Annotated in this window: 25 protein-coding genes; 19 read left to right on the top strand and 6 right to left on the bottom strand. The window is 66.3% G+C overall.

The window, feature by feature from the left end; translation table 11 throughout:
• Positions 1 to 2,085 carry a caprolactamase subunit alpha gene (capA, locus tag A7V84_RS05205; protein WP_063491663.1) on the top strand — a complete coding sequence of 695 codons (2,085 nt, stop codon included), beginning with the start codon at positions 1 to 3 and terminating at the stop codon, positions 2,083 to 2,085.
• Between the two features lie 37 nt (positions 2,086 to 2,122).
• Entirely contained in the window at positions 2,123 to 3,061 is a 939-nt protein-coding gene (locus A7V84_RS05210; RefSeq protein WP_063491664.1) for an AraC family transcriptional regulator, read from the top strand.
• A gap of 50 nt (positions 3,062 to 3,111) precedes the next feature.
• Here the strand turns inward: A7V84_RS05210 and A7V84_RS05215 are convergent, their stop codons facing one another.
• The 6 genes from A7V84_RS05215 to A7V84_RS05240 form a co-directional block, all read right to left on the bottom strand.
• Positions 3,112 to 4,428, bottom strand: a complete 1,317-nt coding sequence (locus A7V84_RS05215; protein ID WP_063491665.1) for a purine-cytosine permease family protein — start codon at positions 4,426 to 4,428, stop codon at positions 3,112 to 3,114.
• A gap of 208 nt (positions 4,429 to 4,636) precedes the next feature.
• Positions 4,637 to 5,626 (bottom strand): 5-oxoprolinase subunit C family protein, encoded by a 990-nt coding sequence (locus A7V84_RS05220; RefSeq protein WP_033534342.1) that lies wholly within the window; start codon positions 5,624 to 5,626, stop codon positions 4,637 to 4,639.
• Positions 5,616 to 6,491 (bottom strand): 5-oxoprolinase subunit B family protein, encoded by an 876-nt coding sequence (locus A7V84_RS05225; RefSeq protein WP_063491666.1) that lies wholly within the window; start codon positions 6,489 to 6,491, stop codon positions 5,616 to 5,618. Before A7V84_RS05225 ends, A7V84_RS05220 begins: the two co-directional genes overlap by 11 nt.
• Entirely contained in the window at positions 6,488 to 7,876 is a 1,389-nt protein-coding gene (locus A7V84_RS05230; RefSeq protein ID WP_063491667.1) for an acetyl-CoA carboxylase biotin carboxylase subunit, read from the bottom strand. Before A7V84_RS05230 ends, A7V84_RS05225 begins: the two co-directional genes overlap by 4 nt.
• 3 nt (positions 7,877 to 7,879) lie before the next feature.
• Positions 7,880 to 8,122, bottom strand: coding sequence for an acetyl-CoA carboxylase (locus A7V84_RS05235; RefSeq protein WP_025515033.1), 243 nt, complete (start codon positions 8,120 to 8,122; stop codon positions 7,880 to 7,882).
• A 55-nt stretch (positions 8,123 to 8,177) separates the two neighbouring features.
• Positions 8,178 to 8,948 (bottom strand): 5-oxoprolinase subunit PxpA, encoded by a 771-nt coding sequence (locus tag A7V84_RS05240; protein WP_025515032.1) that lies wholly within the window; start codon positions 8,946 to 8,948, stop codon positions 8,178 to 8,180.
• A gap of 259 nt (positions 8,949 to 9,207) precedes the next feature.
• Between A7V84_RS05240 and A7V84_RS05245 the strand changes: the two genes are divergently transcribed.
• The 17 genes from A7V84_RS05245 to hisH all read left to right on the top strand — a co-directional run bounded on the left by A7V84_RS05245 (position 9,208) and on the right by hisH (position 23,309).
• Complete coding sequence (locus tag A7V84_RS05245) at positions 9,208 to 10,107, top strand: LysR family transcriptional regulator (protein WP_025515031.1); 900 nt, start codon at positions 9,208 to 9,210, stop codon at positions 10,105 to 10,107.
• 165 nt (positions 10,108 to 10,272) lie between these two features.
• A complete protein-coding gene (locus A7V84_RS05250; RefSeq protein WP_025515030.1) occupies positions 10,273 to 10,908 on the top strand; it encodes an OmpW/AlkL family protein in 636 nt (211 codons plus the stop codon).
• 86 nt (positions 10,909 to 10,994) lie between these two features.
• A complete protein-coding gene (locus A7V84_RS05255; protein WP_025515029.1) occupies positions 10,995 to 11,978 on the top strand; it encodes a Bug family tripartite tricarboxylate transporter substrate binding protein in 984 nt (327 codons plus the stop codon).
• A gap of 134 nt (positions 11,979 to 12,112) precedes the next feature.
• On the top strand, positions 12,113 to 12,949 hold the full coding sequence (locus tag A7V84_RS05260) for an ABC transporter ATP-binding protein (protein WP_025515028.1): 837 nt from the start codon (positions 12,113 to 12,115) through the stop codon (positions 12,947 to 12,949).
• Entirely contained in the window at positions 12,946 to 13,734 is a 789-nt protein-coding gene (gene mlaE / locus A7V84_RS05265) for a lipid asymmetry maintenance ABC transporter permease subunit MlaE (protein WP_025515027.1), read from the top strand. Before A7V84_RS05260 ends, mlaE begins: the two co-directional genes overlap by 4 nt.
• 15 nt (positions 13,735 to 13,749) lie before the next feature.
• Entirely contained in the window at positions 13,750 to 14,229 is a 480-nt protein-coding gene (gene mlaD / locus A7V84_RS05270) for an outer membrane lipid asymmetry maintenance protein MlaD (RefSeq protein WP_025515026.1), read from the top strand.
• A gap of 60 nt (positions 14,230 to 14,289) precedes the next feature.
• Complete coding sequence (locus A7V84_RS05275; protein WP_025515025.1) at positions 14,290 to 15,078, top strand: MlaA family lipoprotein; 789 nt, start codon at positions 14,290 to 14,292, stop codon at positions 15,076 to 15,078.
• A gap of 23 nt (positions 15,079 to 15,101) precedes the next feature.
• On the top strand, positions 15,102 to 15,728 hold the full coding sequence (locus A7V84_RS05280; protein WP_025515024.1) for an MlaC/ttg2D family ABC transporter substrate-binding protein: 627 nt from the start codon (positions 15,102 to 15,104) through the stop codon (positions 15,726 to 15,728).
• Positions 15,729 to 15,847: 119 nt separating this feature from the next.
• On the top strand, positions 15,848 to 16,624 hold the full coding sequence (locus A7V84_RS05285; protein ID WP_025515023.1) for an ABC transporter ATP-binding protein: 777 nt from the start codon (positions 15,848 to 15,850) through the stop codon (positions 16,622 to 16,624).
• Positions 16,621 to 17,424, top strand: coding sequence for an ABC transporter permease (locus A7V84_RS05290; protein ID WP_025515022.1), 804 nt, complete (start codon positions 16,621 to 16,623; stop codon positions 17,422 to 17,424). The genes A7V84_RS05285 and A7V84_RS05290 overlap by 4 nt, the downstream gene beginning before the upstream one ends.
• 5 nt (positions 17,425 to 17,429) lie before the next feature.
• Positions 17,430 to 17,675, top strand: a complete 246-nt coding sequence (locus A7V84_RS05295) for a BolA family protein (protein ID WP_025515021.1) — start codon at positions 17,430 to 17,432, stop codon at positions 17,673 to 17,675.
• Positions 17,675 to 18,940 (top strand): UDP-N-acetylglucosamine 1-carboxyvinyltransferase, encoded by a 1,266-nt coding sequence (murA, locus tag A7V84_RS05300; RefSeq protein WP_025515020.1) that lies wholly within the window; start codon positions 17,675 to 17,677, stop codon positions 18,938 to 18,940. Before A7V84_RS05295 ends, murA begins: the two co-directional genes overlap by 1 nt.
• The gene (gene hisG, locus A7V84_RS05305) at positions 18,937 to 19,608 is read left to right on the top strand and encodes an ATP phosphoribosyltransferase (protein WP_025515019.1); all 672 of its coding nucleotides are present in this window, start codon (positions 18,937 to 18,939) and stop codon (positions 19,606 to 19,608) included. Before murA ends, hisG begins: the two co-directional genes overlap by 4 nt.
• A 30-nt stretch (positions 19,609 to 19,638) precedes the next feature.
• Entirely contained in the window at positions 19,639 to 20,961 is a 1,323-nt protein-coding gene (gene hisD, locus A7V84_RS05310; RefSeq protein ID WP_063491668.1) for a histidinol dehydrogenase, read from the top strand.
• Positions 20,958 to 22,049, top strand: coding sequence for a histidinol-phosphate transaminase (hisC, locus tag A7V84_RS05315; protein WP_033534339.1), 1,092 nt, complete (start codon positions 20,958 to 20,960; stop codon positions 22,047 to 22,049). The genes hisD and hisC overlap by 4 nt, the downstream gene beginning before the upstream one ends.
• A 1-nt stretch (position 22,050) precedes the next feature.
• Complete coding sequence (gene hisB, locus A7V84_RS05320) at positions 22,051 to 22,638, top strand: imidazoleglycerol-phosphate dehydratase HisB (RefSeq protein ID WP_025515016.1); 588 nt, start codon at positions 22,051 to 22,053, stop codon at positions 22,636 to 22,638.
• A 17-nt stretch (positions 22,639 to 22,655) separates the two neighbouring features.
• Entirely contained in the window at positions 22,656 to 23,309 is a 654-nt protein-coding gene (hisH, locus tag A7V84_RS05325) for an imidazole glycerol phosphate synthase subunit HisH (protein WP_025515015.1), read from the top strand.
• Positions 23,310 to 23,367 lie beyond the last annotated feature (58 nt).

Genomic DNA, 23,367 nt, shown 5'->3' on the forward strand with positions numbered 1-23,367 from the left:
ATGCAAGGACAATATCGCCTGGGCGTGGACGCCGGCGGCACCTTCACCGACTTCGTGCTGGCGGAACGCCAGGGCCGGGTCCATCTGTTCAAAAGCCCCTCCACCCCCGACGACGGCACCCGCGCCATCGCCGACGGGCTGGCGCAGATCTCGGCCGCGCTGGGCCGCCCCGTGGCCGAGATCATCCGCGACTGCGACCTGTGCATCAACGGCACCACGGTTGCGCTCAACGCCCTGATCGAACTCAAGGGCGTGAAGGTCGGCCTGCTGTGTACGGCCGGCCATGAAGACAGCATCGAAATCCGCCTGGGCCACAAAGAGGAAGGCTATCGCTACGACGCCGCCTACCCACCGGCGCCGCAACTGGTACCGCGCCACCTGCGCCTGCCGGTGCGCGGGCGCATCCTGTCCGACGGCACCGAACACGAACCGCTCAACGAAGACGACATCCGACGCGCCATCGAGGTCTTCCGCCAGGAGGGCGTGCAGGCCGTGGCCATCTCATTCGTGTGGGCACCCTCGAACACGGCCCACGAGCAGCGCGCCCTGGAAATGGTGCGCGCCGCCATGCCGCAGGCCTTCGTGTGCGCCGGCCACGAGATCTACCCCCAGGTGCGCGAATACACGCGCACCTCGACCACCGTGGTCAACGCCTACCTGAGCCCGGTCATGGCGCGCTATGTGCAGCGCATCGATGCCTATTTCCGCGAACTGGGCGCCCGTGGCGCGGTGCGCTACTTCCAGTCCAACGGCGGCCTGGCCGTGGGCGAAATCATGCGCGAGCGGGCCGTCAACGCCATCAATTCGGGGCCGGCCTCGGCGCCGCAGGCCGGCCTGTTCATCGCCGCGCCCTTCGGCATCGACAACATCATCACCGTCGACATGGGCGGCACGTCCTTCGACATCACGCTCGCCCATGCGGGGCAGACCAACCTGAACCGCAATATCGATTTCCTGCGCCATCGCATCGGCGTTCCCATGATCCACGTCGAAACGCTGGGCGCGGGCGGCGGCTCCATCGCACACCTGAACACCTTCGGCATGCTGGAGGTCGGCCCGCGCAGCGCCGGCGCCGTGCCGGGGCCGGCCTGCTACGGCAAGGGCGGCGAGGCGCCTACCGTCACCGATGCCAACATGGTGCTGGGCTATCTGCAACCCGACGCCGTGCTGGGCGGCAGCATCCGGCTGGATCCCGAACGCGCCCGCCAGGCCATCTTGCGCCACGTCGCCGAGCCTCTGGGCCTGCCCCTGGAGCGCGCCGCCTACGGCATCAGCACGCTGGTCAATCTGAACATGGCCAACGGCATTCGCCGCATCTCCATCGAGAATGGGCATGATCCGCGAGACTTCGCCCTGGTGTGCGCCGGTGGCGCGGCCGGCATGCACATCACCGCCCTGGCCGAAGAAATCGGCAGCTGCACGGTGCTGGTGCCCAAGCTCGCCTCCTGCCTGTGCGCCTTCGGACAGGTCATCTCCGATGTGAAGTACCACTTCCTGGCCAGCGCCGTCATGCGATTGGATGCGCAGGCCGATCTTGCCCGCCTGGACGCCATGCTGCGCGACATGGAAGCCCGTGGCCGCCAGCTGCTGGCCGACGACGGCTTCGCGCCCGCGCGCATCCACGTCACGCGCAAGGTCGAGATGCGCTATCAGGGCCAGATCCATGAATGTCAGGTGGACGTACCTGACGGTCCGCTCACGGCCGCCAGCCTCGCTCAGCTGCTGCACGACTTCCATCAGCGCCACGAGCAGCTCTACACCTACAGCGAACCCCATAACCTGGTGGAACTGGTCAACCTGGAAGTGCTGGCCACCGGCGAGGTCGACAAACCCGCGCTGCCCGAACTGGCCGAAACCGGCGGCGATCCCTCGGCCGCGCGTCTTGGCGAGCGTGACATGCTGTTCGACGACAGCGGCCGTTACCATCGCACCCCGGTCTTCGATGGCGAACGCCTGCAGGCCGGCGTCACCATCGACGGGCCGGCCGTCATCCAGGAGCCCACCACCACCCTGGTGATACGTCCCGGCTGGCATGCCCGCCTGCACCGCTCGGGTACTTACTTATTGACCCGCCACAGCGGCTGATTCAGGCTAGCATCATCCCTGAGCCACGCCGACGACCATGGAGCAAGCCTATTACGACACCGCCGGCCTGCCCATGGCGGAACGCTCCCGCCATTGGGAATCCGCCGTCGGCGCCACCTACTTCAGCCTGCAGCTCCAGTTCCGCGACAGCAACCGTTTTCAAGGCGCGCTGCGCGCCTGGACGCTGGGCGAACTGGGCCTGTCTCAGCTGATGTCTTCGCCGCTGTGCTATCGCCGGCTCAAGCAGCATCTGCCCGACCAGCAGGAAAACTACCTGGTCACCGTGCCGCGCCGCAGCGCCATCCGTTTCAGCCAGGCCGGGCGCGACACCCTGTGCCAGCCCGGCGCCTTTCTGCTTGAGCACGGCCAAAGCCCCTACGAGTTCTCCTACAGCAGCGACAACACGCTCTGGGTGCTCAAGGTTCCCGGCGATCTGCTGCGTGCCCGGCTGCGTACCCCGGACCGCTATTGCGCCCTGGCCTTTGATGCGGCACAGGGGGCAGGCTGGCTGTTCGCCTCCTATGTAGACCTGATCGGCGGGCAGCTGCTGCGCGAAGACCACGGCGCGCGCCAGGTGCTGGGCCCGCATCTGGTGGAACTGCTGGCCTGTGCCCTGGAGGGCGACGCACGCGTGCTGGCGTCGCAGCAATCGGCCGTACGCCATGCCCACCTCGGGCGCATCGAACGCTATGTCCGCCTGCACCTGGGCGAGGCCTCGCTCAATCCCGAACAGGTCGCCCAGGCCTGCGGCATTTCGGTGCGGTATCTGCACAGCCTGTACCGCGAACAAGATCAGACCTTCAGCGAATGGCTGCGCAGCCAACGTCTGCAACAGGCCCACCACATGCTGCGGACCAGCGGTACGTCACACAGCATCGCGCGCATCGCCCAGCAATGGGGCTTTGCGGACCAGGCCCATTTCTCGCGGCTGTATAAACGCCGCTACGGCTGCCCCCCGAGTCAGGCGCGCAACTGAAAGCGAGCGCGGCCCGGGAAATTGCCCGGGCCGCGCTCGTGCCGCTGGCGCTAAGGCATGCGGGCTGCAGAGCCCCGGCTCAGCCACGACAGCAAGGCATATACCAACGCCGCCACCACGAAACTGGCGGGCGCGGCCAGCGTGGCTGCCCACCCTGTGACATGCATCAGCACCAGGCCGCTGACAGCGCCTGCCAGCCAGGCCCCCAGACCGACCCGGTTGTAGGCATGGGCGCTGGCCGGCACGGCATCGGGGCCGCTCAGCATGTGCACCAGCGCCACCGCCACCCAGGCCACCACGAAGATGCCCTGATAAGCCAGGGCCTGCAGCAGATAGGAGAAAACGTCGAACAACATCAAGCCATAGGCCACCACCCCGACCAATACCGCCCATACCGTCTTGGGCCAATGCGCCACGCGCGCAAAGAACGCCTGCATATTGATCGTGGCAAGGTAATAGTTGGCCGTGTTGATGCGGGTCTGCGTGATCCACACGAACAGCAGGCCGCCCAGGCCCATGAGCTTGAACAACGCCAGCACCACCGACACTTCCGACAGCGGCCCGTCACCGGGAATGATGCTCACCAGATAGATGCCTGCCAGCCCATTGAGCAGAAACGTGACGAGATAGAACGGAATGCCGAAGTTGTAGCGGCTGTGATAGGCCGCATCAGCCGGGCGTCCGAAGCGGGCGTAATCGAAGGTGAACATCATGAGGATCCACACCCCCATGTAATACACAAAGACATCCCACCAGCCGCCCGGCTTGGCGCCCTGCGCCGGCCCCAGGGACAGCCAGGCATTGCTGTAGCCGTACTCGCGGGTGGCCAGCACGACGGCAAGCACCAGCCCCAGCAGATAGAAGGGCAGCAGTACGCCGTTGAGCTTGTCCAGCCAGCGCTGCACGCTGCCGAAGATCAGCAACACGCTGTAGATCACCACCACCAGCGCCCAGGCAGCATACGGCACCGAAGGAAAGGCATGGTGCGCCATCACGGCCATCACCGAGCCTTCGAAAACGGCATAGTAGATCGCCGTGGCGAAGAAAATCAGGGTAGCCAGCGCCGCCCCCGAGGTGCCGAACACCTGGCGCGAGAAGAGCGCCACCGACTGGCCCGTGCGGATGGCATAGCGGCTGATCACGCCGTTGATCAGGCCATAGCTGATCACCGACAGCACCATGCCGATGATGGCGTTGCGTGCGCCGTAAGTCTGCGCCAGCGTGGCACCGACCACGATGTAGAACACCGCGCTGCAGACAGCCCACCATGCCATGGTGAGCGGGCCTCGCCCCATGCGATCGGCCTCGGCAATGGTATGCAATGAAGTGTCCGAATCGGACGAGTTGCTGCGGGTAAGGTTGGCCATGATGGCTCTCCTGACGAGCGTGGGACAACGGGGTAAAAGCAGCGTGATAACGGAAAACTCAGGCGCCAGAAGCGCCGGCGGTCATATCGAAGACCAACACCAAACTCCCGCGGCAGGCGCACGGCCCTCCCTGGCCTGACGGCCACAAGGAATTTCTCGGTATCGGGAAGAACGCGGCAGGGTGGCAACCCTGCCGTCAGACGGGGCGCTAGCTGCGCAAGGCCTCACGCAGGCGCTGCAGGCGCTCGCGGTAAGCCTGCCGGGCATCCAGCGCCTCCTGCAGGGTGACGCGCTGGAAACGCGCAGTCTGGTTGGGCTGCATCTGCCCGACCTTGTCCATGTCGGCGCTGATGACGGTGCCGATCATGGCGTAGCCCCCGCCGGAGACGGCATCCCGATGCAGGATGATGGGCTCCACCCCGGCCGGCACCTGGATGGAGCCGATCGGATAGCAGGCATCGACGATATTGGAGGGATCAGCACCGGAGCCGAAGGGCTGCTCGCGCTCGCGAAAGCGCAGGGCGCGGCCCTGCTTGAAGCGATAGCCGATGCGGTCGGCCTCTGATGTGACCACCCAGCCATCTTCGTAGAACGAGGTTGCCGATTCCGGCTCCAGCCGATGGTCATAAAGCCCAGGCACCACGCGCAGCGTCTGCGACTTGGGGCAATCGACCGCCAGCGCTTGCGGCAAGCTTCGTCCTTCGCGCGCACCCGGCCCCGGCTCGCCCAGCTGCAAGGTGTCTCCGGCCGCCAGGCGCCGCCCCTGCAAGCCGCCGATCGCGCCCAAGGTATAGGTCGAACGGCTGCCCAGCACCACCGGCACGTCAATCCCGCCAGCCACCGCCAGGCAGGCCCGCGCACCGGCCTGCACGAAATCGAACGCCAGCGTCGCACCCGCAGGCACGGCCAGCGCCACATTGCAGGCCTGGGTCACGCCGTCGATCCGGGGCACCATCGCCGCTCCCGTGACCGCAATCAGGGCGGCACGGTGAAAGCGCAGGGTCGGCCCCAGCAGCGTGCACTCCAGCACCGCGGCGTCCTCCGGGTTGCCGACCAGCAGATTGGCCGCCGCCAGCGCGTATTGATCCAGCGCCCCGGAGGGCGGGATGCCCAGGTGGTAATGACCTTGCCGGCCACGATCCTGGATGGACGTCGCCAGGCCGGGTTTGAGGACTTCGATATGGGCTTCAAGCGGCATGGGTGGCCTCCAGCAAGCGCGCGTTGTAGGCCGCCGGCGCGGCCAGGAACTCGGACAGGGAAAACGTCACCGGGTGCACCTTCAGGCGGAAACGACCCGCTTCCACTTCGGCGACGGCGCGGTCGTACTCAGCCCGGTCGATCGGCTGGAACTTGACGATGTCGCCGGGCCGGAAGAACACCATGGACTCGCGCAGATGCGCCTGGCGCTGCGCCGGCTCGAAGATGGGGGCGGGCGTCACGCCGAACATCTGGTAGCCGCCCGCCCCCCGCACCGAATAGATGCAGGCAAAGCAGCCGCCATGCCCTACGGTGTGCTTGGGCGTATCGGTGCGCGGGCGCAGGTATTTGGGGACCTGCAACTGCTGCTCGCGCTCGACCATCTGGTACATGAACGGCAGGCCGGCCACGAAGCCCACCATGGACACGAACCACGGCGAACCGGCATGGGCATCGATAAAGCCCTGCACCGAATCGTAGCCATTGATGCGCGCGGCGTATTCCAGGTCGGTAGCCTGGGGATCCTGGTGCCGTTCGCGAAAACGCATGAGTGTCTCGTGCGTCCAGGGGTCGTTGTAAAGCACCGGCACCTCGATCAGGCGCGTCTGCAGACTCAGCGCATCCCTCGCGGTCTGCTGCTCGATCTCCTGCAACACCTGCAGCAGTTGCTGTGGCGCGATCATGTCCGGATCGTAGCGAACCTGATAGGACGCGTTCGCCGGGCAGATCTCCTGCACGCCGGGCAGCCGCCGCTCGCGCAGAGCGCGCGTGATGGCCATGCCCTTGAAGAAGGCCTCCAGCGACATGGCCTCGTCGATCTCGACGAACAGAAACTCGTCGCCTCCAAAGCTGTAGCGCACGCTCATGACTTGCCCTCCTGCCAGTCTCGCATCCAGGTTTCCAGGGAATTGGTATCGAACTCGCCCGCCGCCAGCATGGGCGAGGCAATCAGGGCGCGATGCAGCGCCAGGGTGCTGGGCACGCCCTCCAGTTCAAGTTCGTCGAGCGCCCGGGCCATGCGGGCCAGGGCCTGCGGGCGGTCTTCGTCCCAGACGATCAGCTTGGCCAACAACGAGTCGTAATAGGGCGGCACCACGCATCCCGGGTAGACCATGGAATCCACGCGCACACCTGGCCCGCCCGGCCAGCGCACCTGGCTGACCACGCCCGGGCCAGGCGCGAAGTTGCGCTGCGGGTCCTCGGCATTCAGGCGGCACTCGAGGGCCGCCCCGCGCATCGCGATGTCCTCCTGGCGCAGCCTCAGCGGTTCGCCATCGGCAATGCGCAACATTTCGCGCACCAGATCCACGCCGGTAATGACCTCGGTGATGGGGTGCTCGACCTGAATGCGGGTGTTCATCTCGATGAAGTAGAACTCGCCGCGCGTCTCGTCATAGAGGTATTCGAGCGTGCCTGCACCGCAATAGCCCACCGCCTCGGCCAGGCGTACTGCCGACGCGCACAGGCGCGCACGCAGCTGCGGCGACAACGCAGGCGAGGGCGCCTCTTCGAGTATTTTCTGGCGCCGCCGCTGCAGCGAGCACTCGCGCTCGAACAGATGCACGGCGCGTTGCCCGTCGCCCAGTATCTGCACCTCGATATGGCGTGCACGCGGCAGATAACGCTCCAGGTAGACGCCGCCATCGCCGAAGGCGGCCGCGGCCTCGGCCTGCGCCAGTGGCATCTGCTCGCGCAGCGCCGCCTCATCGTCGACCACCCGGATGCCGCGCCCACCGCCGCCGGCGGCAGCCTTGATCATCAGGGGATAGCCGATGGCCCTGGCGGCCTCGACGGCTTCGTCTACCGACTGCAGTACGCCCTCGGTGCCCGGTACGGTCGGCACGCCGGCCGTGTGCGCGGCGCGACGCGCCGCCGCCTTGTCCCCCATGCGCCGGATGATTCCCGCCGAGGGCCCCACAAAGACCAGGCCGGCCGCCTGCACCGCCTCGGCAAAAGCGGCATTCTCGGCCAGGAACCCGTAGCCGGGATGGATGCCCTGGGCACCGCTCTGGCTCGCCGCCTGCAGCAACGCTTCCGTGTTCAGGTAACTGCGCGTGGCATGGGCCGCACCGATATGCACCGCCTCGTCAGCCAGACGGACTGCCAGGGCGTCGCGGTCGGCATCGCTGTAGACGGCCACGCTGCGCATACCCAGCTCGCGCGCGGCCCGGATCACGCGCAGCGCGATCTCGCCCCGATTGGCCACCAGCAGCTTGCGGATGCGCTGCGGACGATAGGAAGCGACGCACATGCCTCAGCCCTCGAAACGAAGCAAGACCTGGCCTGCCTCGACCGGATCGCCATCGCTGACCAGGATCTCGCGGACCACGCCGGCGGCCTCGGCCTCGATCTGGTTGAACTGCTTCATGACTTCGACGATGCCGACGATGTCACCGACGGCCACGCGCGCCCCGACTTCGACGAAGGGCGCAGCGCCCGGGCTGGGGCTGCGATAGAAGGTGCCAGGCAAAGGGGAGGTCAGTTCATGATGCGACATGGGGGTTTCTCCTGGAGTCGGGTTGCCGGTGTTCAGCGGATGCATGAACCGGCGCTCAGGCCGCGCTGGGCGGCATGATGCGGATGCCCGCTGCCTGCAGCGCGGCCCGCGTGGCCTGCACCAGCGCCAGCGCGCCGGGCGTGTCGCTGTGGATGCAGACCGAATCGAAATCAATCGGGATGTCCTGCCCTTCGACCGTGCGCACGCGGCCCTCGGTGCAGGCGCGCAGCACCTTGGCGGCGACCTGCCGGGGATCCAGCGCCTTGGTATAGCGCGTGAACACGATGGAGCCGCTGGCGTCGTAGTCGCGGTCGGCGTAGAACTCGCGCACCACGGGCTGGCCCATCTCCCGGGCAACCTGGCAGGTCACGGAGTTCTCCATGCAGTAGAGATAGAGCGTGGGCTCAAGCGCCTGCAGCGTCTGCACCAGACGGCGCGACAACGTTTCATCGCTGGCCGCCAGCATGTAAAGCGCCCCATGCGGCTTGAAATGCTGCAGGCGCATGCCGTGCAGACGCGCAAACTCGCGCAGCGCCCCCAACTGGTAAACCATGTCGTTGACCAGGGCCTCCGCGCTTTCCTTCATGTAGCGCCGTCCGAAACCCACCAGGTCGCGAAAGCCCGGATGCGCGCCGATACCCACGCCATGCTCGCGCGCCATGAGCACGGTGCGATTCATGATGTTGGGGTCGCCGGCGTGAAAGCCCGTGGCGATGTTGGCCGAACTGATCAGCGCGATGATGTCCTCATCGACGCCATCGCCGATTTTCCAAGGCCCGAAACCTTCGCCCATGTCGGAGTTCAGGTCGATGCTCGCCTTGCTCATGAGTCATGGTCTCCTGTGAGGGCCGCACCCGGGTGGTACGACCACGGCAACCACCTTATCCAAGCGTCCGGAGAACAAAAAGATCTTTTTTTGGATCACTGAATATCTGAAAAACAGATATTCAGTGATCCCGTCGAATTCGCACGTTTTTGCCTATCTGCCTGAATATTAGGGATATCCCTGGCTTTCTCCGGCATGACAGCCGACTGTTTAAAAGATATTTTGAGGTCTGAATATCTATTTTTCAGATACGGACGCCATGTCGCTGACCCTCAGACAGCTCAAATACTTCGTCGCTGCAGCCGAGCTCGGGCAGATTTCCCAGGCGGCCATCCAGCTCAACATTTCCCAGTCGGCCGTGACCGCAGCGATCCGCGAGCTGGAGCAGACCGTGGGCTCGGCGCTGTTCGAGCGCGGCGCCGCCGGCGTTACGCTGACGCCCACCGGCCGGGGCTTTCTCAACCACGCCTACACCATCCTGGCCTCGGTGGACGAAGCCCTGCGCATGCCCGGCGCGGCCGAAGGCGCGCAGGGCCGGCTGCTGCTGGCGGCCTCCTATACCGTGATCGGCTACTTTCTGCCGTATCACCTGCATCGTCTGGCGCAGCTGCAACCGCAGCTGGACATCCAGCTGCACGAGCTCAACCGCAACGCCATCGAAGAAGGCCTGATTGCCCACCGCTACGACATGGCGGTGCTGCTGACCTCCAATGTGGTCAACCCGGATCTGGCCGTGGAGCACTTCTTCGGTTCGCCCCGGCGCCTGTGGGTGGCTGCCGGCCATCGCCTGTTGTCGCGCGACACGGTGACACTGGAGGACGTATCGCATGAACCGTTCATCATGCTGACGGTCGACGAAGCCGCCCACACGGCGCTGCGCTACTGGAGCGACACGCCGTTCCGCCCGGACGTGCGCCTGCGCACCTCGTCGGTGGAGGCGGTGCGCAGCATGGTGGCCAATGGCAGCGGCGTGGCCGTGCTTTCTGACATGGTCTACCGCCCCTGGTCGCTGGAAGGCCGCCGCATCGAAACCATCCAGCTGAAGGATCCGATCCCGCCGATGCACATCGGACTGGCCTGGCGCAAGGGCGCCGAAATCACACCGGCCATGCAGGCCATGCGCGACTATTTCCGCCATGCCTATGCCCTGCCGCGCTAACCGCCCCGGGTCCGTCCCCCCTCCCTCTGGCGGGCTGATTTCCTTGCTTTGTTGTCGTACTTGTTCCACATCATGGGGGGCACCTCCGGGGCGTCTTGACCCAGGTCAAGCGCTCGGAGATAAAGCTCTGAGAACCTGTGAGACTGAAGCCCAACGGAGAAAACCATGATTTCGGCATACAAGCACGGCCGCGCTTTGGCTCTTGCAACCCTGCTCGGCACGACGCTGTCCGCCCCCGCCCTGGCGCACGAAGCCGGCGACTGGCTGTTCAAGGTCGGCGCCACGCAGGTGCGCCCCAAATCCAACAACGGCAGCGTACTCAACGGCTCGGTCAAGCTGGACGTCAACAACAACGTGCGCCCCTCGTTCACCGTGACCTACATGGCCACACGCAATGTCGGCATCGAGCTGCTGGGCGCCTGGCCCTTCGAGCATGACATCCGCGGCAGCGGCCTGGGCAAGATCGCCACCACCAAGCACCTGCCCCCGACGCTGAGCCTGCAGTGGCACTTTTTGCCGGACAGCACGGTCCAGCCCTATGTCGGCATCGGCCTGAACTACACGCACTTCTTCGACACCAAAACCAAGGGCCCGCTCAGCGCATCGAGCATGAAACTCAAGGATTCCTGGGGCCTGGCCGGGCAGGTCGGCGTGGACGTCAAGCTCAACGAGCGCTGGTTCATGAACGCCGATCTGCGCTACATCGACATTTCCTCCAAGGTCAAGCTCGATGGCCAGTACATCGGCAAGGCCCGGATTGACCCGTGGGTCGCCACCATCGGCGTCGGCTACCGCTTCTGAAGTTTGCACGCCACGCCTGCCCGGGCGGCCAGACCGGCTCGGGCATAATGCGTGACTCTTTCCCCGCCTCCACAGGAGTCACGCACATGCGCCTTTTCCGCCCCCTGCTGGCCGCCGGCCTGATCGCCGCAGCCGTCACTGGAAACCTCGCCCGCGCCCAGGACACCGGCGACTGGCCGTCCAAGCCCATCACCCTGATCGTGCCCTACGCCGCCGGTGGTTTTGCGGACACGCGTGTACGCCTGCTGGCGCGCAAGCTGGGCGACGCCCTGCAGCAGCCCGTGGTGGTCGAGAACAAGGCCGGCGCCGGCGGCGTGATCGGTACGGCCATGGTGGCCAAGGCTGCCCCCGATGGCTATACCCTCGGCACCGGCAACCTGGCGCCGCTGTCGGTCAACCCGACCCTGATGCCCAAGCTTTCCTATCAGGTCGACAAGGACCTGGCGCCGGTCATTCTGATCGAGAACAGCCCGCTGGTGCTCAGCGTGAACAACGACGTGCCGGTGTCCAATCTCCAGGAGCTGATCGCCCTGGCCAAACAGAAACCCGGCACGCTGACCTTCGGATCCTCGGGCGTGGGCGGCGCGCACCACCTGTCCGGCGAGATGTTCCGCGAACAGGCCGGCATCGACATCTCCCACGTGCCTTACAAGGGAGGCAGCCTGGCGGCCACCGACCTGATGGGTGGCCACATCACCATGATGTTCGAGATGGGTTATTCGGCACTGCCGGCCATCCAGGGCAAGAAGATCCATCCCATCGCGGTCACCTCGGCCAAGCGCCTGGACGTCCTGCCCGATGTGCCGACCCTGGCCGAGGCGGGTCTGCCCGGCTTCGAATCGTACAACTGGCAGGGCATCATCGCGCCGGCCGGCACGCCCAAGCCCATCATCGAACGCCTGAACACCGAGTTCAATCGCATCCTGCAGGACCCCGAAGTCCAACAGGCCATCGCCCAGACGGGCAGCCAGGCCGGCGGCGGATCACCGGAGGATTTCGGGGCATTCATCAAGTCTGAAACCGCCAAATGGGCGGAGGTCATCAAGGCCGGCGATATCAAGTTGCAGTAAGGTCGCCACGGAAAACTCTGTTCCAGCCCCGGGCCCGGGTCGCGATGCGACCGGGCTCCGGGCTACAATGCCCCCTTCCTTACCTTCCCCTGGCCGAGCCACTTACGGGCGCTCACGCTCCGACCATCCTGCCTATGCCCTCATCTCCTAGCAACAGCCCGGATCTCGTACTGTCCTGCCAGGATGTCTCCCTGGGCTACGGGGATTTCACGGTGCTGGCCGGCATCAGCCTGGAGGTGCACGCCGGCCAGGTCGTCGCCATCATGGGCGGCTCGGGCTCGGGCAAGACCACGCTGTTGCGGGCGGCAACCGGGCAGATCACCGCCCAGAAGGGCGTGGTCCAGGCCTTCGGCCAGGACGTGGCCACCGCCAGCGCCACCGAATTGCAGGCCCTGCGCCAGCGCATGGGCGTGCTGTTCCAGCAGGGCGCGCTGTTTACCGACCTCAACGTCTTCGAGAACGTCGCATTCCCGCTGCGCGAACACACCCGCGCCAGCGATGCCGAGATCCTCGAAAAGGTGCTCGACAAGCTCGACGCCGTGGGCCTGCGGGCCGCGGCCCACCTGCGTGTGGCCGAGATATCCGGCGGCATGGCGCGCCGGGTGGCCCTGGCGCGGGCCGTGGTCCTGGAACCCGAACTCATCCTGTATGACGAGCCGTTCGCCGGGCTGGACCCCATCTCCATGGGGATCACCGCCCGCCTGATCCGCCACCTGTCCGACCGTCTGAAGTGCGCTTCGGTGCTCATCACCCACGATATCCAGGAATCCTTCGCCATCGCCGACCAGGTGTATCTGGTCGGGCAGGGACTGCTCAAGGCTGCCGGCACACCGCAGACGCTGGCCGCCTCGCAGGATCCCTACGTGCGGCAGTTCCTCGATGGCGCCCCCGACGGTCCGGTGGCCTTCCGCTATCCGCAGACCCCGGCCTTCGAGGCCTGGCTGGGCCGCCAACAAGGACGCAAATCATGACCGCGCTGGGCCGCTTCATCTCTGCCATCGGCGCATCCGTCAACAACGTCATCTACGGGGTTGGCTACTTCACGCGCTTTTTCGGCGCCATCCTGGCCCGCTCGGGGATCGCCCTGCAGCGCCCGCGCCTGGTGTCGCAGCAAGTGCACTTCATCGGCAACTATTCGCTGCTGATCATCGCCGTTTCGGGCCTGTTCGTCGGTTTCGTGCTGGGTCTGCAGGGTTATTACACCCTGAACCGCTACGGGTCCGAAGAGGCCCTGGGCCTGCTGGTGGCCCTGTCCCTGGTGCGCGAGCTGGGGCCGGTGGTCACGGCCCTGCTTTTTGCCGGTCGGGCCGGCACCTCGCTGACCGCCGAGATCGGCCTCATGAAGGCCGGCGAACAACTGGCCGCCATGGAAGTCATGGCGGTCGACCCGATGCGGCGCGTACTGGCGCCGCGCTTCTGGGGCGGCGTCATCGCCATGCCCATCCTGGCTGCGGTGTTCTCCATGGTCGGGATCATGGGCGGCTGGGTGGTCGGCGTCGTACTGATCGGCGTGGATACCGGTGCGTTCTGGTCACAGATGCAGGATGGCGTCGATGTCTGGTCGGATGTGGCCAACGGCGTCATCAAGAGCCTGGTCTTCGGCGTCACCGTCACCCTGGTGGCGCTCTATGAGGGCTGGCAGGCGCGGCCCACGCCCGAAGGCGTGGCGCGCGCCACCACCCGCACCGTGGTCGTGGGTTCGCTGGCGGTGCTCGGCCTGGACTTCCTGCTCACCGCCCTGATGTTTGGCAACTGATACGGATTCATCATCATGTCACGCGAAAAAACCGATTTCTGGGTTGGCCTGTTCGTGCTGCTGGGCGCAGCCGCCCTGGTCTTTCTGGCGCTGCGCGCCGGCAACCTGAGCAGCTTCTCGTTTGCGCCCACCTATTCCCTGACGGCCGACTTCGACAATATCGGCGGGCTGAAGGTCCGCGCACCGATCAAGAGCGCCGGCGTCGTGGTGGGCCGCGTCACGGATATCCGCTTCGATGACCAGACCTTCCAGGCCGTGGTCTCGATGGACCTGGAGGCGCCCTACCAGTTTCCGCTGGACTCCTCGGCCAGCATCCTGACCTCGGGCCTGCTGGGCGAGCAATACATCGGCCTGACGCCGGGCAGCGAAGAAAAGGATTTTGCCGATGGCGGGAAAATCCGTTATACACAAAGCGCCGTCGTACTGGAGCAGCTGATCAGCAAGTTCCTCTACGGCACCGCCGAGAAGCAAGGCACCGCCGGCGACGCGCCCTGATCCCGCCGCCCGATCCAGACACCCCCTTATTCGAACACCTCGCCAAAGGTGCCTGACACCATGAAGATGCAAGCCATCACCCGCCTGACCACCCTGGCTGCCGCCGGCGCCATCCTGGCCGGCTGCGCGGCGTCCCAGAACCCGGATCCGCGCGATCCCTGGGAGGGATTCAACCGCGGTGTTTACAAGTTCAACGATACGGTCGACCGTGCGCTGTTCAAGCCGATCGCCCAGGGGTACACCTACGTGGTGCCCTCGCCCGTGCGCACTTGCATCCACAACATGTTCAGCAACGTCGGCGACATCTGGGCCGGCACCAACAGCATGTTGCAGGGTCGCGGCCATGACTTCATCAATACCCTGGGCCGCTTCCTGTTCAACACCACCATGGGGCTGGGCGGCTGTATCGACGTCGCCTCCATGAATGGCGCGCGCAAGATCCCCAACGACTTCGGCACCACCCTGGGCGTCTGGGGCTTCAGCCAGGGTCCCTATCTGGTGCTGCCGTTCTGGGGCGCCAGCAGCGTGCGCGACGGCGTCGGCCTGATCGGCGACTTCAAGGGCAACCAGATGGCCACCGTGGGCCGCATCGAGAACATCCCGCTGCGCAACTCGCTGTGGGGCCTGGAGATCGTCGACGCGCGCGCCAACCTGCTCGACGCCACCGACACCGTGGACCGCGTGGCGCTGGACCCCTACAGCTTCATCCGCGACGCCTATCTGCAGCGCCGGGCCGCCATGGTGCGCGGCAACCTGGCCGCCGATGACGCGCCGCTGCCCAACTACGAAGACGAAGATGACGCGCCCGAGACCAGCTCGGCCGCGCCCGCTGCCCCGGCCAAACCCTGAACCGGATCGAGGAAGGAGTTTTCATGCGTTTTTCTTTCATTGCCTATGCCCGCCATGCGCTGCTCGCCTGCACCCTGGCGATCAGCGGCGTCGCTGCGGCCCAGGCCCCCAACCCCATGGGCCCGCCCGATCAGTTCGTGCTTGAAGCCGCCAACCAGGCCATCGACCACCTGAAGGCCGACCGCGGCGTGAAGGCCGGCGACCTGACCCGCATCAACCACGTGGTCGACGAGTACATCCTGCCCTACGTGGATTTCGAGAAGACCACGCGCCTGGCTGCCGGCCGCTACTGGCGCCAGGCCACGCCCGAGCAGAAGACCCGCCTGGCCGAGGCCTTCCGCGGCACGCTGGTGCGCACCTACAGCGGTGCGCTGGTCAAGGTCGACAACGGCACCAGCATCAAGCTGTTGCCGATGCGCGGCAAGCCCGACGCCGACGACCTGGTGGTGCGCTCCCTCATCAGCCAGACCAACACGCAGCCGGTGCAGGTGGACTACCGCCTGGAGAAGACGCCGCAAGGCTGGCGCATCTATGATCTGAACGTCGAAGGCATCTGGCTGATCGAGAACTATCGCAACCAGTTCGCGCAGCAGATCAACCAAAGCGGTATCGACGGGCTCATCGACGCCCTCAACAGTCGCAACCAGTAACCCTGCGGCCAGCCCGGGCTTGACGGGCATTGGATCGAACGCCAGACGGCCCCCTCTATAATGGGGGCCTCTTTCCTTCCGGGTCCGGCCAGGGCCGGCCCGGGATTTGCGTCGTGTCTATGTCAGCCGTCAGCCTCGAACACATCTCGAAAATCTATCCGCCTCGCAGGCAGGGATGGAAAAGCCTGTTTGGCGCCGCCGCCGAACCGGGCTTCCAGGCCCTGAACGATGTCAGCCTGCAGATCGAACATGGCGAGTTCTTCGGCCTGCTTGGCCCCAATGGGGCGGGCAAGACCACGCTGATCTCGATCCTGGCCGGGCTGGCGCATGCCAGCCAGGGCCGCGCCAGCGTCTGTGGCTACGATGTGGTGAGCCAGTACAAGGAGGCCCGCCGTGCGCTGGGCGTGGTGCCCCAGGAACTGGTCTACGACCCGTTCTTCACGGTGCGCGAGACCCTGCGGCTGCAGTCGGGCTACTTCGGCCTGCGCAACAACGACGACTGGATCGACGAGATCCTCTTCAATCTGGGCCTGGCCGACAAGGCCAATGCCAACATGCGCGCGCTGTCCGGCGGCATGAAGCGGCGCGTGCTGGTGGCCCAGGCCCTGGTGCATCGCCCGCCGGTGATCGTGCTGGACGAACCGACCGCCGGCGTGGACGTGGATCTGCGCCGCACGCTCTGGGAATTCATTTCGCGCCTGAACCGCGCCGGGCACACCATCATGCTGACCACCCACTATCTCGAAGAGGCCGAAGCCCTGTGCGGGCGCATCGCCATGCTCAAGGCCGGCCGCATCGTCGCGCTGGACACCACCCAGGCGCTGCTGGCAAGGGTGGGCGGCGCCGACCTGGAAGATGCCTTCGTGCGCATCATGCAACAGGAGACGCAGGCATGAGCGCCGTTCCCACCCCTCCCATGGTGCAGCCCCGCCTGGACGGCGGCTCGGGCTTTCCGACCCTGCTGCGCAAAGAATTGCTGCGCTTCTGGAAGGTTGCCTTCCAGACCATCGCCGCGCCGGTCATCACCGCCTTGCTGTATCTGCTGGTGTTCGCCCATGTGCTCGAAGGACGGCTGATGGTCTACGGCTCGGTGCCGTACACGGCCTTCCTGATCCCGGGGCTCATGATGATGAGCATGCTGCAGAACGCCTTTGCCAACCCGTCGTCCTCGCTCATCCAGAGCCGCATCACGGGCAACCTGGTGTTCGTGCTGCTGCCGCCGCTGTCGCATCGCGAGTTCTTCGCCGCCTACGTGATCGCGGCCGTCGCGCGGGGCCTGGCCGTCGGTTTGTGCGTCTGGCTGGTGGCGCTGTTCTTCGTGCCGCTGGTGCCCACGCACCCGCTGTGGGTCCTGGGCTTCGCCATCCTGGCCTGCGGCATCATGGCCGTGCTGGGCGTGGTGGCAGGGCTATGCTCGGAGAAATTCGACCAGCTGGCGGCTTTCCAGAATTTCCTGGTGATGCCGGCCACCTTCCTGTCGGGCGTGTTCTACTCCATTCATACGCTGCCGCCATTCTGGCAGGCCGTCTCGCACTGGAACCCCATTTTCTACACCATCGACGGCTTCCGTCATGGCTTCTTCGGGGTCTCGGACGTCTCGCCCTGGCACAGCCTGGCTGTCGTGGCGGGCGTATTCGTTGTACTTTCCCTCTTTGCGCTACGCCTGCTGGCGCGCGGCTATAAGCTCAGGAACTGATTTTCATGCTACCCACCCCCGAGCAGGTCCGCCAATACATCCTGGACGGACTGCCCTGTGACCATATCGAAGTTCAAGGCGACGGCTCGCACTTCGAGGCCGTGATCGTCAGTCCGGCCTTTGAAGGCAAGCGCCTGATCGCGCGCCATCAGCTGGTGTACGGCGCCCTGGGCGACCGCATGAAGGCCGAGATCCATGCGCTGTCGATGCGCACCCTCACCCCCGCCGAATACTCCCAGGCAGATCGTTGATGGATAAACTCCGCATTACCGGCGGCGCCCAACTGCGCGGCGAAGTCGAGATTTCCGGCGCCAAGAACTCGGCTCTGCCGATCCTGTGCGCCAGCCTGCTGACCGCCGATGCGCTGCACCTGAGCAATGTGCCGCAGCTCAACGACACCCGCACCATGCTGCGCCTGCTGGGCCAGCTGGGCGTCAAGGGCCAGAGCGAGGGCAGCAGCTTCACCCTGCAGGCCGATCAGGTCGACAGCGTCGAGGCGCCCTACGAACTGGTCAAGACCATGCGCGCCTCGATCCTGGTGCTCGGCCCGCTGGTGGCGCGCTTTGGCGAGGCCCGCGTGAGCCTGCCCGGCGGCTGCACCATCGGCCAGCGGCCGGTGGATCAGCACATCAAGGGCCTGGAGGCGCTGGGCGCCGAGATCACCATGGAGCACGGCTTCGTGGTGGCGCGCGCCAAGCGCCTGAAGGGCGCTTCCGTGCGCACCGACATGGTCACGGTCACCGGCACCGAGAACCTGCTCATGGCGGCCGTGCTGGCCGAAGGCCAGACCGTGCTCGAGAACGCCGCGCGCGAGCCCGAAGTGGTGGATCTGGCCGAACTGCTCATCAAGATGGGCGCGCGCATCCAGGGCCACGGCACCGACCGCATCGTCATCGATGGCGTGGACCGCCTGCACGGCGCCGAGCACAAGGTGATCTCAGACCGCATCGAGGCCGGCACCTTCCTGTGCGCGGTGGGTGCGGCCGGCGGCGACATCACGCTGCGCAACACCGATCCGTCGATCATGGGCGCCACGCTGGACAAGCTGGCCGAGGCGGGCCTGACGCTGGAGACCGGCCCGGACTGGATCCGCGGCGCCATGCATCAACGCCCCAAGGCCGTGAGCATCCGCACCCACGAGTACCCCGGCTTCGCCACCGATATGCAGGCCCAGGTGATGGCCCTGAACACCGTGGCCGAAGGCACGGCGGTGGTGGTCGAGAACATCTTTGAAAACCGCTTCATGCACGTGCAGGAACTGTGCCGCCTGGGCGCCGAGATCGACATCGATGGCCATACGGCCGTGGTGCGCGGCGTGGCGCGCCTGTCAGGCGCCAAAGTGATGGCGACCGACCTGCGCGCCTCGGCCAGCCTGGTGATCGCCGGCCTGGCCGCCGAAGGCGTCACGCTGGTCGATCGCATCTACCACCTGGACCGCGGCTACGACCGCATGGAAGTGAAACTGCGCAGCCTCGGCGCGCGCATCGAACGCGTCACCGGCAAGGAAGAGCAATGAGCATCGCCCCCGCGCCCCTGACCCTGGCTTTGTCCAAGGGCAGGATCTTCGAAGAAACGCTGCCCTTGCTCGCCGAGGCCGGCATCGAGGTTGGCGAGAACCCCGAGAAATCGCGCAAGCTGATCCTGCCGACCAGCGACCCCGGCCTGCGCCTGATCATCGTGCGCGCCTCCGACGTGCCCACCTATGTGCAATACGGTGCGGCCGACTTCGGCATCGCCGGCAAGGACGTGCTGATCGAGCACGCGGCCGGCCAGCCGGGGCGGCTGTACCAGCCGATCGACCTGGACATCGCCAAGTGCCGCCTGAGCGTGGCGGTACGCGAAGACTTCGATTACGCGGCCGCCGTGCACCAGGGCGCACGCCTGCGCGTGGCCACCAAGTATGTCCAATCGGCCCGCGAGCACTTCGCCAGCAAAGGCGTATACGTCGACATCATCAAGCTCTACGGCTCGATGGAACTGGCGCCCCTGGTCGGCCTGGCCGATGCCATCGTCGACCTGGTCTCCACCGGCGGCACGCTGCGCGCCAACGGTCTGCGCGAGGTCGAGGCCATCATGCCGATTTCCTCGCGCCTGATCGTCAACCAGGCCTCGCTCAAGACTCGCGGCGAGCGGCTGCAACCGCTGCTGGACACCTTCCAGCGCGCCGCCGCCCGCCAGGACTGAGCCTTACCCCCGACCACGCTGCTAGACGCCATGGCCCTGATCAATCGTCTCGACTCCCGCGCTGCGGGCTTCTCTTCCGCCTTGTCCCGCCTGCTGGCTTTCGAAGCCGCCCAGGACGAGTCCATCGACCGCGCCGCGGCCGACATCCTGGCCGATGTCCGCACCCGGGGCGATGACGCCCTGCTGGAATACACCCGCCGCTTCGACCGCATGCAGGCAGCCGATGCCGCGGCACTGGAAGTGCCGCGCGCCGAATGGCAGGCGGCCCTGGAAGGGCTGCCGGCCGCGCAACGCGCCGCCCTGGAAGCGGCCACCGAGCGCGTGCGCGCCTACCACCGCCACCAGCGCAGCGAAACCTGGACCTACACCGAGCCCGACGGCACGATGCTGGGCCAGCAGGTCACGCCGCTGGACCGGGTCGGTCTGTATGTACCGGGAGGCAAGGCCGCCTACCCCTCATCGGTGCTGATGAACGCCATTCCGGCCAAGGTCGCCGGCGTGCCCGAGCTCATCATGGTCACGCCCACGCCCGACGGCCAGCGCAACCCCATCGTGCTGGCGGCTGCGGCCATCAGCGGCGTGGATCGCGTCTTCGCCATTGGCGGCGCCCAGGCGGTCGGCGCACTGGCCTACGGCACGGCCACCGTGCCGGCGGTCGACAAGATCGTCGGCCCTGGCAACGCCTATGTGGCCGCCGCCAAGCGGCGCGTCTTTGGCGTGGTGGGCATCGACATGATCGCCGGCCCCAGCGAGATCCTCGTCATCTGCGACGGCAAGACGCCGGCCGACTGGATCGCCATGGATCTGTTCTCGCAGGCCGAGCACGACGAACTGGCCCAGTCCATCCTGCTGTGCCCGGATGCCGCCTACCTGGACGAGGTGCAGGCAGCCATCGAACGTTTGCTGCCGACCATGCCGCGCGCCGACATCCTGCGCGTGAGCCTGGCCAACCGCGGCGCCCTGATCCAGGTGCGCGACCTCGACGAGGCCTGTGACATCGCCAACACGATCGCCCCGGAGCACCTGGAGATCTCCACCGAACAGCCCGAGCGCTGGAGCGCCAAGATCCGCCACGCCGGCGCCATCTTCATGGGCCGCTACAGTTCCGAAGCGCTGGGCGACTACTGCGCCGGTCCCAACCACGTGCTGCCCACCTCGCGCACGGCGCGCTTCTCCTCGCCGCTGGGCGTCTACGACTTCCAGAAACGCTCCAGCCTGATCCAGGTGTCGCACCAGGGCGCCCAGACGCTGGGACGCATTGCCGCCGAGCTGGCCCTGGGAGAGGGGCTGCAGGCCCATGCCGCCAGCGCCCAATACCGCCTGGACGACGCGCAGTCCGGCCCGTCCTCATGACGCCGGCAGACCGCATCGCGCGTACGGTGCGCGCAGACGTGCTGGCCCAGACTGCCTATCCGGTCGCGCCCGCCGCGCCGGACGTCATCAAGCTGGATGCCATGGAATGCCCGTATCCACTGCCTGATCGCCTGCGCCAGGAGATCGCCCAGGCCGTGGCCGGCACGGCGCTGAACCGCTATCCGGGCGCCGACGATCCGGAACTCAAAGCCCAGGTCGCGCACGCCTTCGGCGTGCCATCCGGGGCGGCACTGCTGTTCGGCAACGGTTCGGACGAACTGATCCACCTGCTGGTGCAGGCCTGTTGCGCGCCGGGCGACACGGTGCTCTCGCCCTGGCCCTCGTTCGTCTATTTCGACATGGCGGCGCGTTTCGACCACGCGCGCTTTGTGGGCGTGCCGCTGACCGCCGCGCTCGAACTGGACCTGCCGGCCATGCTGGCGGCCATTGCCGCACACCGGCCCAAGCTGGTGTTCCTGGCGCTGCCCAACAACCCCACCGGCGGGCTTTGGCCCGATGAGGCCATCCAGGCCATCGTGGACGCCGCCCCCGGCCTGGTGGTCATCGACGAGGCCTACCAGCCCTTCGCCGGCCACAGCTGGATGCCGCGCCTGCTCGACCACCCCAACGTGGTGGTCATGCGCACGGTCTCCAAGATCGGCCTGGCGGGCCTGCGATTCGGTTACCTGGCAGGCCACCCCGACTGGATAGCCCAGATCGACAAAGTGCGCCCGCCCTACAACATCAACGTGCTGACCCAGGCGGCGCTGCGCGTGGTGCTGCGCGAAAAGGCGCTGCTCGATGCCCAGGCGGCACGCCTGCGCGCCGACCGCGAACCGCTGGCGCAGGCACTGGCTGCGCTGCCGGGCGTCACGGTATACCCCAGCGCAGGCAATTTCGTGCTGGCGCGCTTTGAGGGCAAGCTTGACGGCAACGCCGTGCATCTTGCACTGAAAACGCGCAAAATACTGGTTAAAAACCTGTCTTCGGCCCACCCGTTGCTGGCCAACTGCCTGCGGATCTCCGTAGGCGCCCCCGACGAGAACACGGCCTTGCTGGCCGCCCTGAAAGAACTTTCGAGCCCCTGACATGCGTACCGCAGAAATCACCCGCAATACCAACGAGACGCGCATCCGCGTGGCCATCAACCTGGACGGCACCGGCAAGCAGAACATCGACACCGGCGTGCCCTTCCTGGACCACATGCTGGACCAGATCGCCCGTCACGGCCTGATCGACATGGACATCAAGGCCGATGGCGATCTGCACATCGATGCCCACCACACCGTCGAGGACGTCGGCATCTCGCTGGGCATGGCCATCGCCAAGGCGCTGGGCAGCAAGGCCGGCATGCGCCGCTACGGGCACGCCTATGTGCCGCTGGACGAAGCGCTCTCGCGCGTGGTGATCGATTTCTCGGGCCGCCCGGGCCTGGAGTACCACATCGATTTCACGCGCGCGCGCATCGGCGACTTCGACGTCGATCTCACGCGTGAATTCTTCCAGGGCCTGGTCAACCACGCCCTCATGACGCTGCACATCGACAACCTGCGCGGCTTCAATGCCCACCACCAGGCCGAGACCGTCTTCAAGGCCTTCGGCCGCGCCCTGCGCATGGCGCTGGAAACCGACCCGCGCATGGGCGACGTCATCCCCTCCACCAAGGGCGTGCTGTAACTCTAGGCAGACACTAATTGAGCACTATCGCCATCGTCGATTACGGAATGGGCAACTTCCATTCCGTGGCCCGCGCGCTGCACGCCGCAGCGCCCCAGGCTGACATCCGCATCTGCAACCGCGCCGAAGATATCGACGCGGCCGACCGGGTCGTGTTTCCCGGCCAGGGAGCCATGGGCGACTGCATGCGCAACCTGAACGCCTCGGGCCTGCGCGAGGCGGTGCTGCGCGCGGCACGCAGCAAGCCGCTGCTGGGCGTATGCGTGGGAGAACAGATGTTGTTCTCCACCAGCGAGGAAGGCGACAGCGCCTGCCTGGATATCTTCCCCGGGAAGGTACGCCGCTTTGCCGGCGCCGCCTTTGCCGATGGCGCTGCCGACCCGCAAGGCCCCGAACGCCTGAAAGTCCCGCACATGGGCTGGAACCGGGTCCATCAGACCCGTGCTCATGCCCTGTGGCAAGGGATTCCGGACGGGGCCCATTTCTATTTTGTCCACAGCTATTACGTCGCACCCGCCGACCCCGCCCTGACGGTGGGGGAAAGCGAGTATGGCCATCGCTTTACCTGTGCCGTGGCCGCCAGTAACATTTTTGCGGTTCAGTTCCACCCCGAGAAGAGCGCCGAGCACGGTTTGCGCCTCTATCGCAATTTTGTAGACTGGCAGCCATAGCCGCCCGCGGACGAGCTCCGGCCGGCCCTTTTTTAACCGTTTCATTTCTTTCGCTCGA

The organism is Bordetella trematum (genome assembly GCF_900078335.1).
GTDB lineage: Bacteria > Pseudomonadota > Gammaproteobacteria > Burkholderiales > Burkholderiaceae_B > Bordetella > Bordetella trematum.

What these genes read in the sequence shown, in the direction of transcription:
- A7V84_RS05225 (WP_063491666.1), bottom strand. Translation starts at nt 6,491, where the DNA reads ATGAGCGTGCGCTACAGCTTTGGAGGCGACGAGTTTCTGTTCGTCGAG.
- A7V84_RS05290 (WP_025515022.1), top strand. Translation starts at nt 16,621, where the DNA reads ATGAGCGCCGTTCCCACCCCTCCCATGGTGCAGCCCCGCCTGGACGGC.
- capA (WP_063491663.1), top strand. Translation starts at nt 1, where the DNA reads ATGCAAGGACAATATCGCCTGGGCGTGGACGCCGGCGGCACCTTCACC.
- hisC (WP_033534339.1), top strand. Translation starts at nt 20,958, where the DNA reads ATGACGCCGGCAGACCGCATCGCGCGTACGGTGCGCGCAGACGTGCTG.
- murA (WP_025515020.1), top strand. Translation starts at nt 17,675, where the DNA reads ATGGATAAACTCCGCATTACCGGCGGCGCCCAACTGCGCGGCGAAGTC.
- A7V84_RS05275 (WP_025515025.1), top strand. Translation starts at nt 14,290, where the DNA reads ATGAAGATGCAAGCCATCACCCGCCTGACCACCCTGGCTGCCGCCGGC.
- A7V84_RS05250 (WP_025515030.1), top strand. Translation starts at nt 10,273, where the DNA reads ATGATTTCGGCATACAAGCACGGCCGCGCTTTGGCTCTTGCAACCCTG.
- A7V84_RS05285 (WP_025515023.1), top strand. Translation starts at nt 15,848, where the DNA reads ATGTCAGCCGTCAGCCTCGAACACATCTCGAAAATCTATCCGCCTCGC.
- A7V84_RS05230 (WP_063491667.1), bottom strand. Translation starts at nt 7,876, where the DNA reads ATGTGCGTCGCTTCCTATCGTCCGCAGCGCATCCGCAAGCTGCTGGTG.
- hisB (WP_025515016.1), top strand. Translation starts at nt 22,051, where the DNA reads ATGCGTACCGCAGAAATCACCCGCAATACCAACGAGACGCGCATCCGC.
- A7V84_RS05215 (WP_063491665.1), bottom strand. Translation starts at nt 4,428, where the DNA reads ATGGCCAACCTTACCCGCAGCAACTCGTCCGATTCGGACACTTCATTG.
- mlaE (WP_025515027.1), top strand. Translation starts at nt 12,946, where the DNA reads ATGACCGCGCTGGGCCGCTTCATCTCTGCCATCGGCGCATCCGTCAAC.
- A7V84_RS05240 (WP_025515032.1), bottom strand. Translation starts at nt 8,948, where the DNA reads ATGAGCAAGGCGAGCATCGACCTGAACTCCGACATGGGCGAAGGTTTC.
- A7V84_RS05220 (WP_033534342.1), bottom strand. Translation starts at nt 5,626, where the DNA reads ATGCCGCTTGAAGCCCATATCGAAGTCCTCAAACCCGGCCTGGCGACG.
- A7V84_RS05295 (WP_025515021.1), top strand. Translation starts at nt 17,430, where the DNA reads ATGCTACCCACCCCCGAGCAGGTCCGCCAATACATCCTGGACGGACTG.
- mlaD (WP_025515026.1), top strand. Translation starts at nt 13,750, where the DNA reads ATGTCACGCGAAAAAACCGATTTCTGGGTTGGCCTGTTCGTGCTGCTG.
- A7V84_RS05280 (WP_025515024.1), top strand. Translation starts at nt 15,102, where the DNA reads ATGCGTTTTTCTTTCATTGCCTATGCCCGCCATGCGCTGCTCGCCTGC.
- A7V84_RS05210 (WP_063491664.1), top strand. Translation starts at nt 2,123, where the DNA reads ATGGAGCAAGCCTATTACGACACCGCCGGCCTGCCCATGGCGGAACGC.
- A7V84_RS05260 (WP_025515028.1), top strand. Translation starts at nt 12,113, where the DNA reads ATGCCCTCATCTCCTAGCAACAGCCCGGATCTCGTACTGTCCTGCCAG.
- hisD (WP_063491668.1), top strand. Translation starts at nt 19,639, where the DNA reads ATGGCCCTGATCAATCGTCTCGACTCCCGCGCTGCGGGCTTCTCTTCC.
- hisG (WP_025515019.1), top strand. Translation starts at nt 18,937, where the DNA reads ATGAGCATCGCCCCCGCGCCCCTGACCCTGGCTTTGTCCAAGGGCAGG.
- A7V84_RS05245 (WP_025515031.1), top strand. Translation starts at nt 9,208, where the DNA reads ATGTCGCTGACCCTCAGACAGCTCAAATACTTCGTCGCTGCAGCCGAG.
- A7V84_RS05235 (WP_025515033.1), bottom strand. Translation starts at nt 8,122, where the DNA reads ATGTCGCATCATGAACTGACCTCCCCTTTGCCTGGCACCTTCTATCGC.
- A7V84_RS05255 (WP_025515029.1), top strand. Translation starts at nt 10,995, where the DNA reads ATGCGCCTTTTCCGCCCCCTGCTGGCCGCCGGCCTGATCGCCGCAGCC.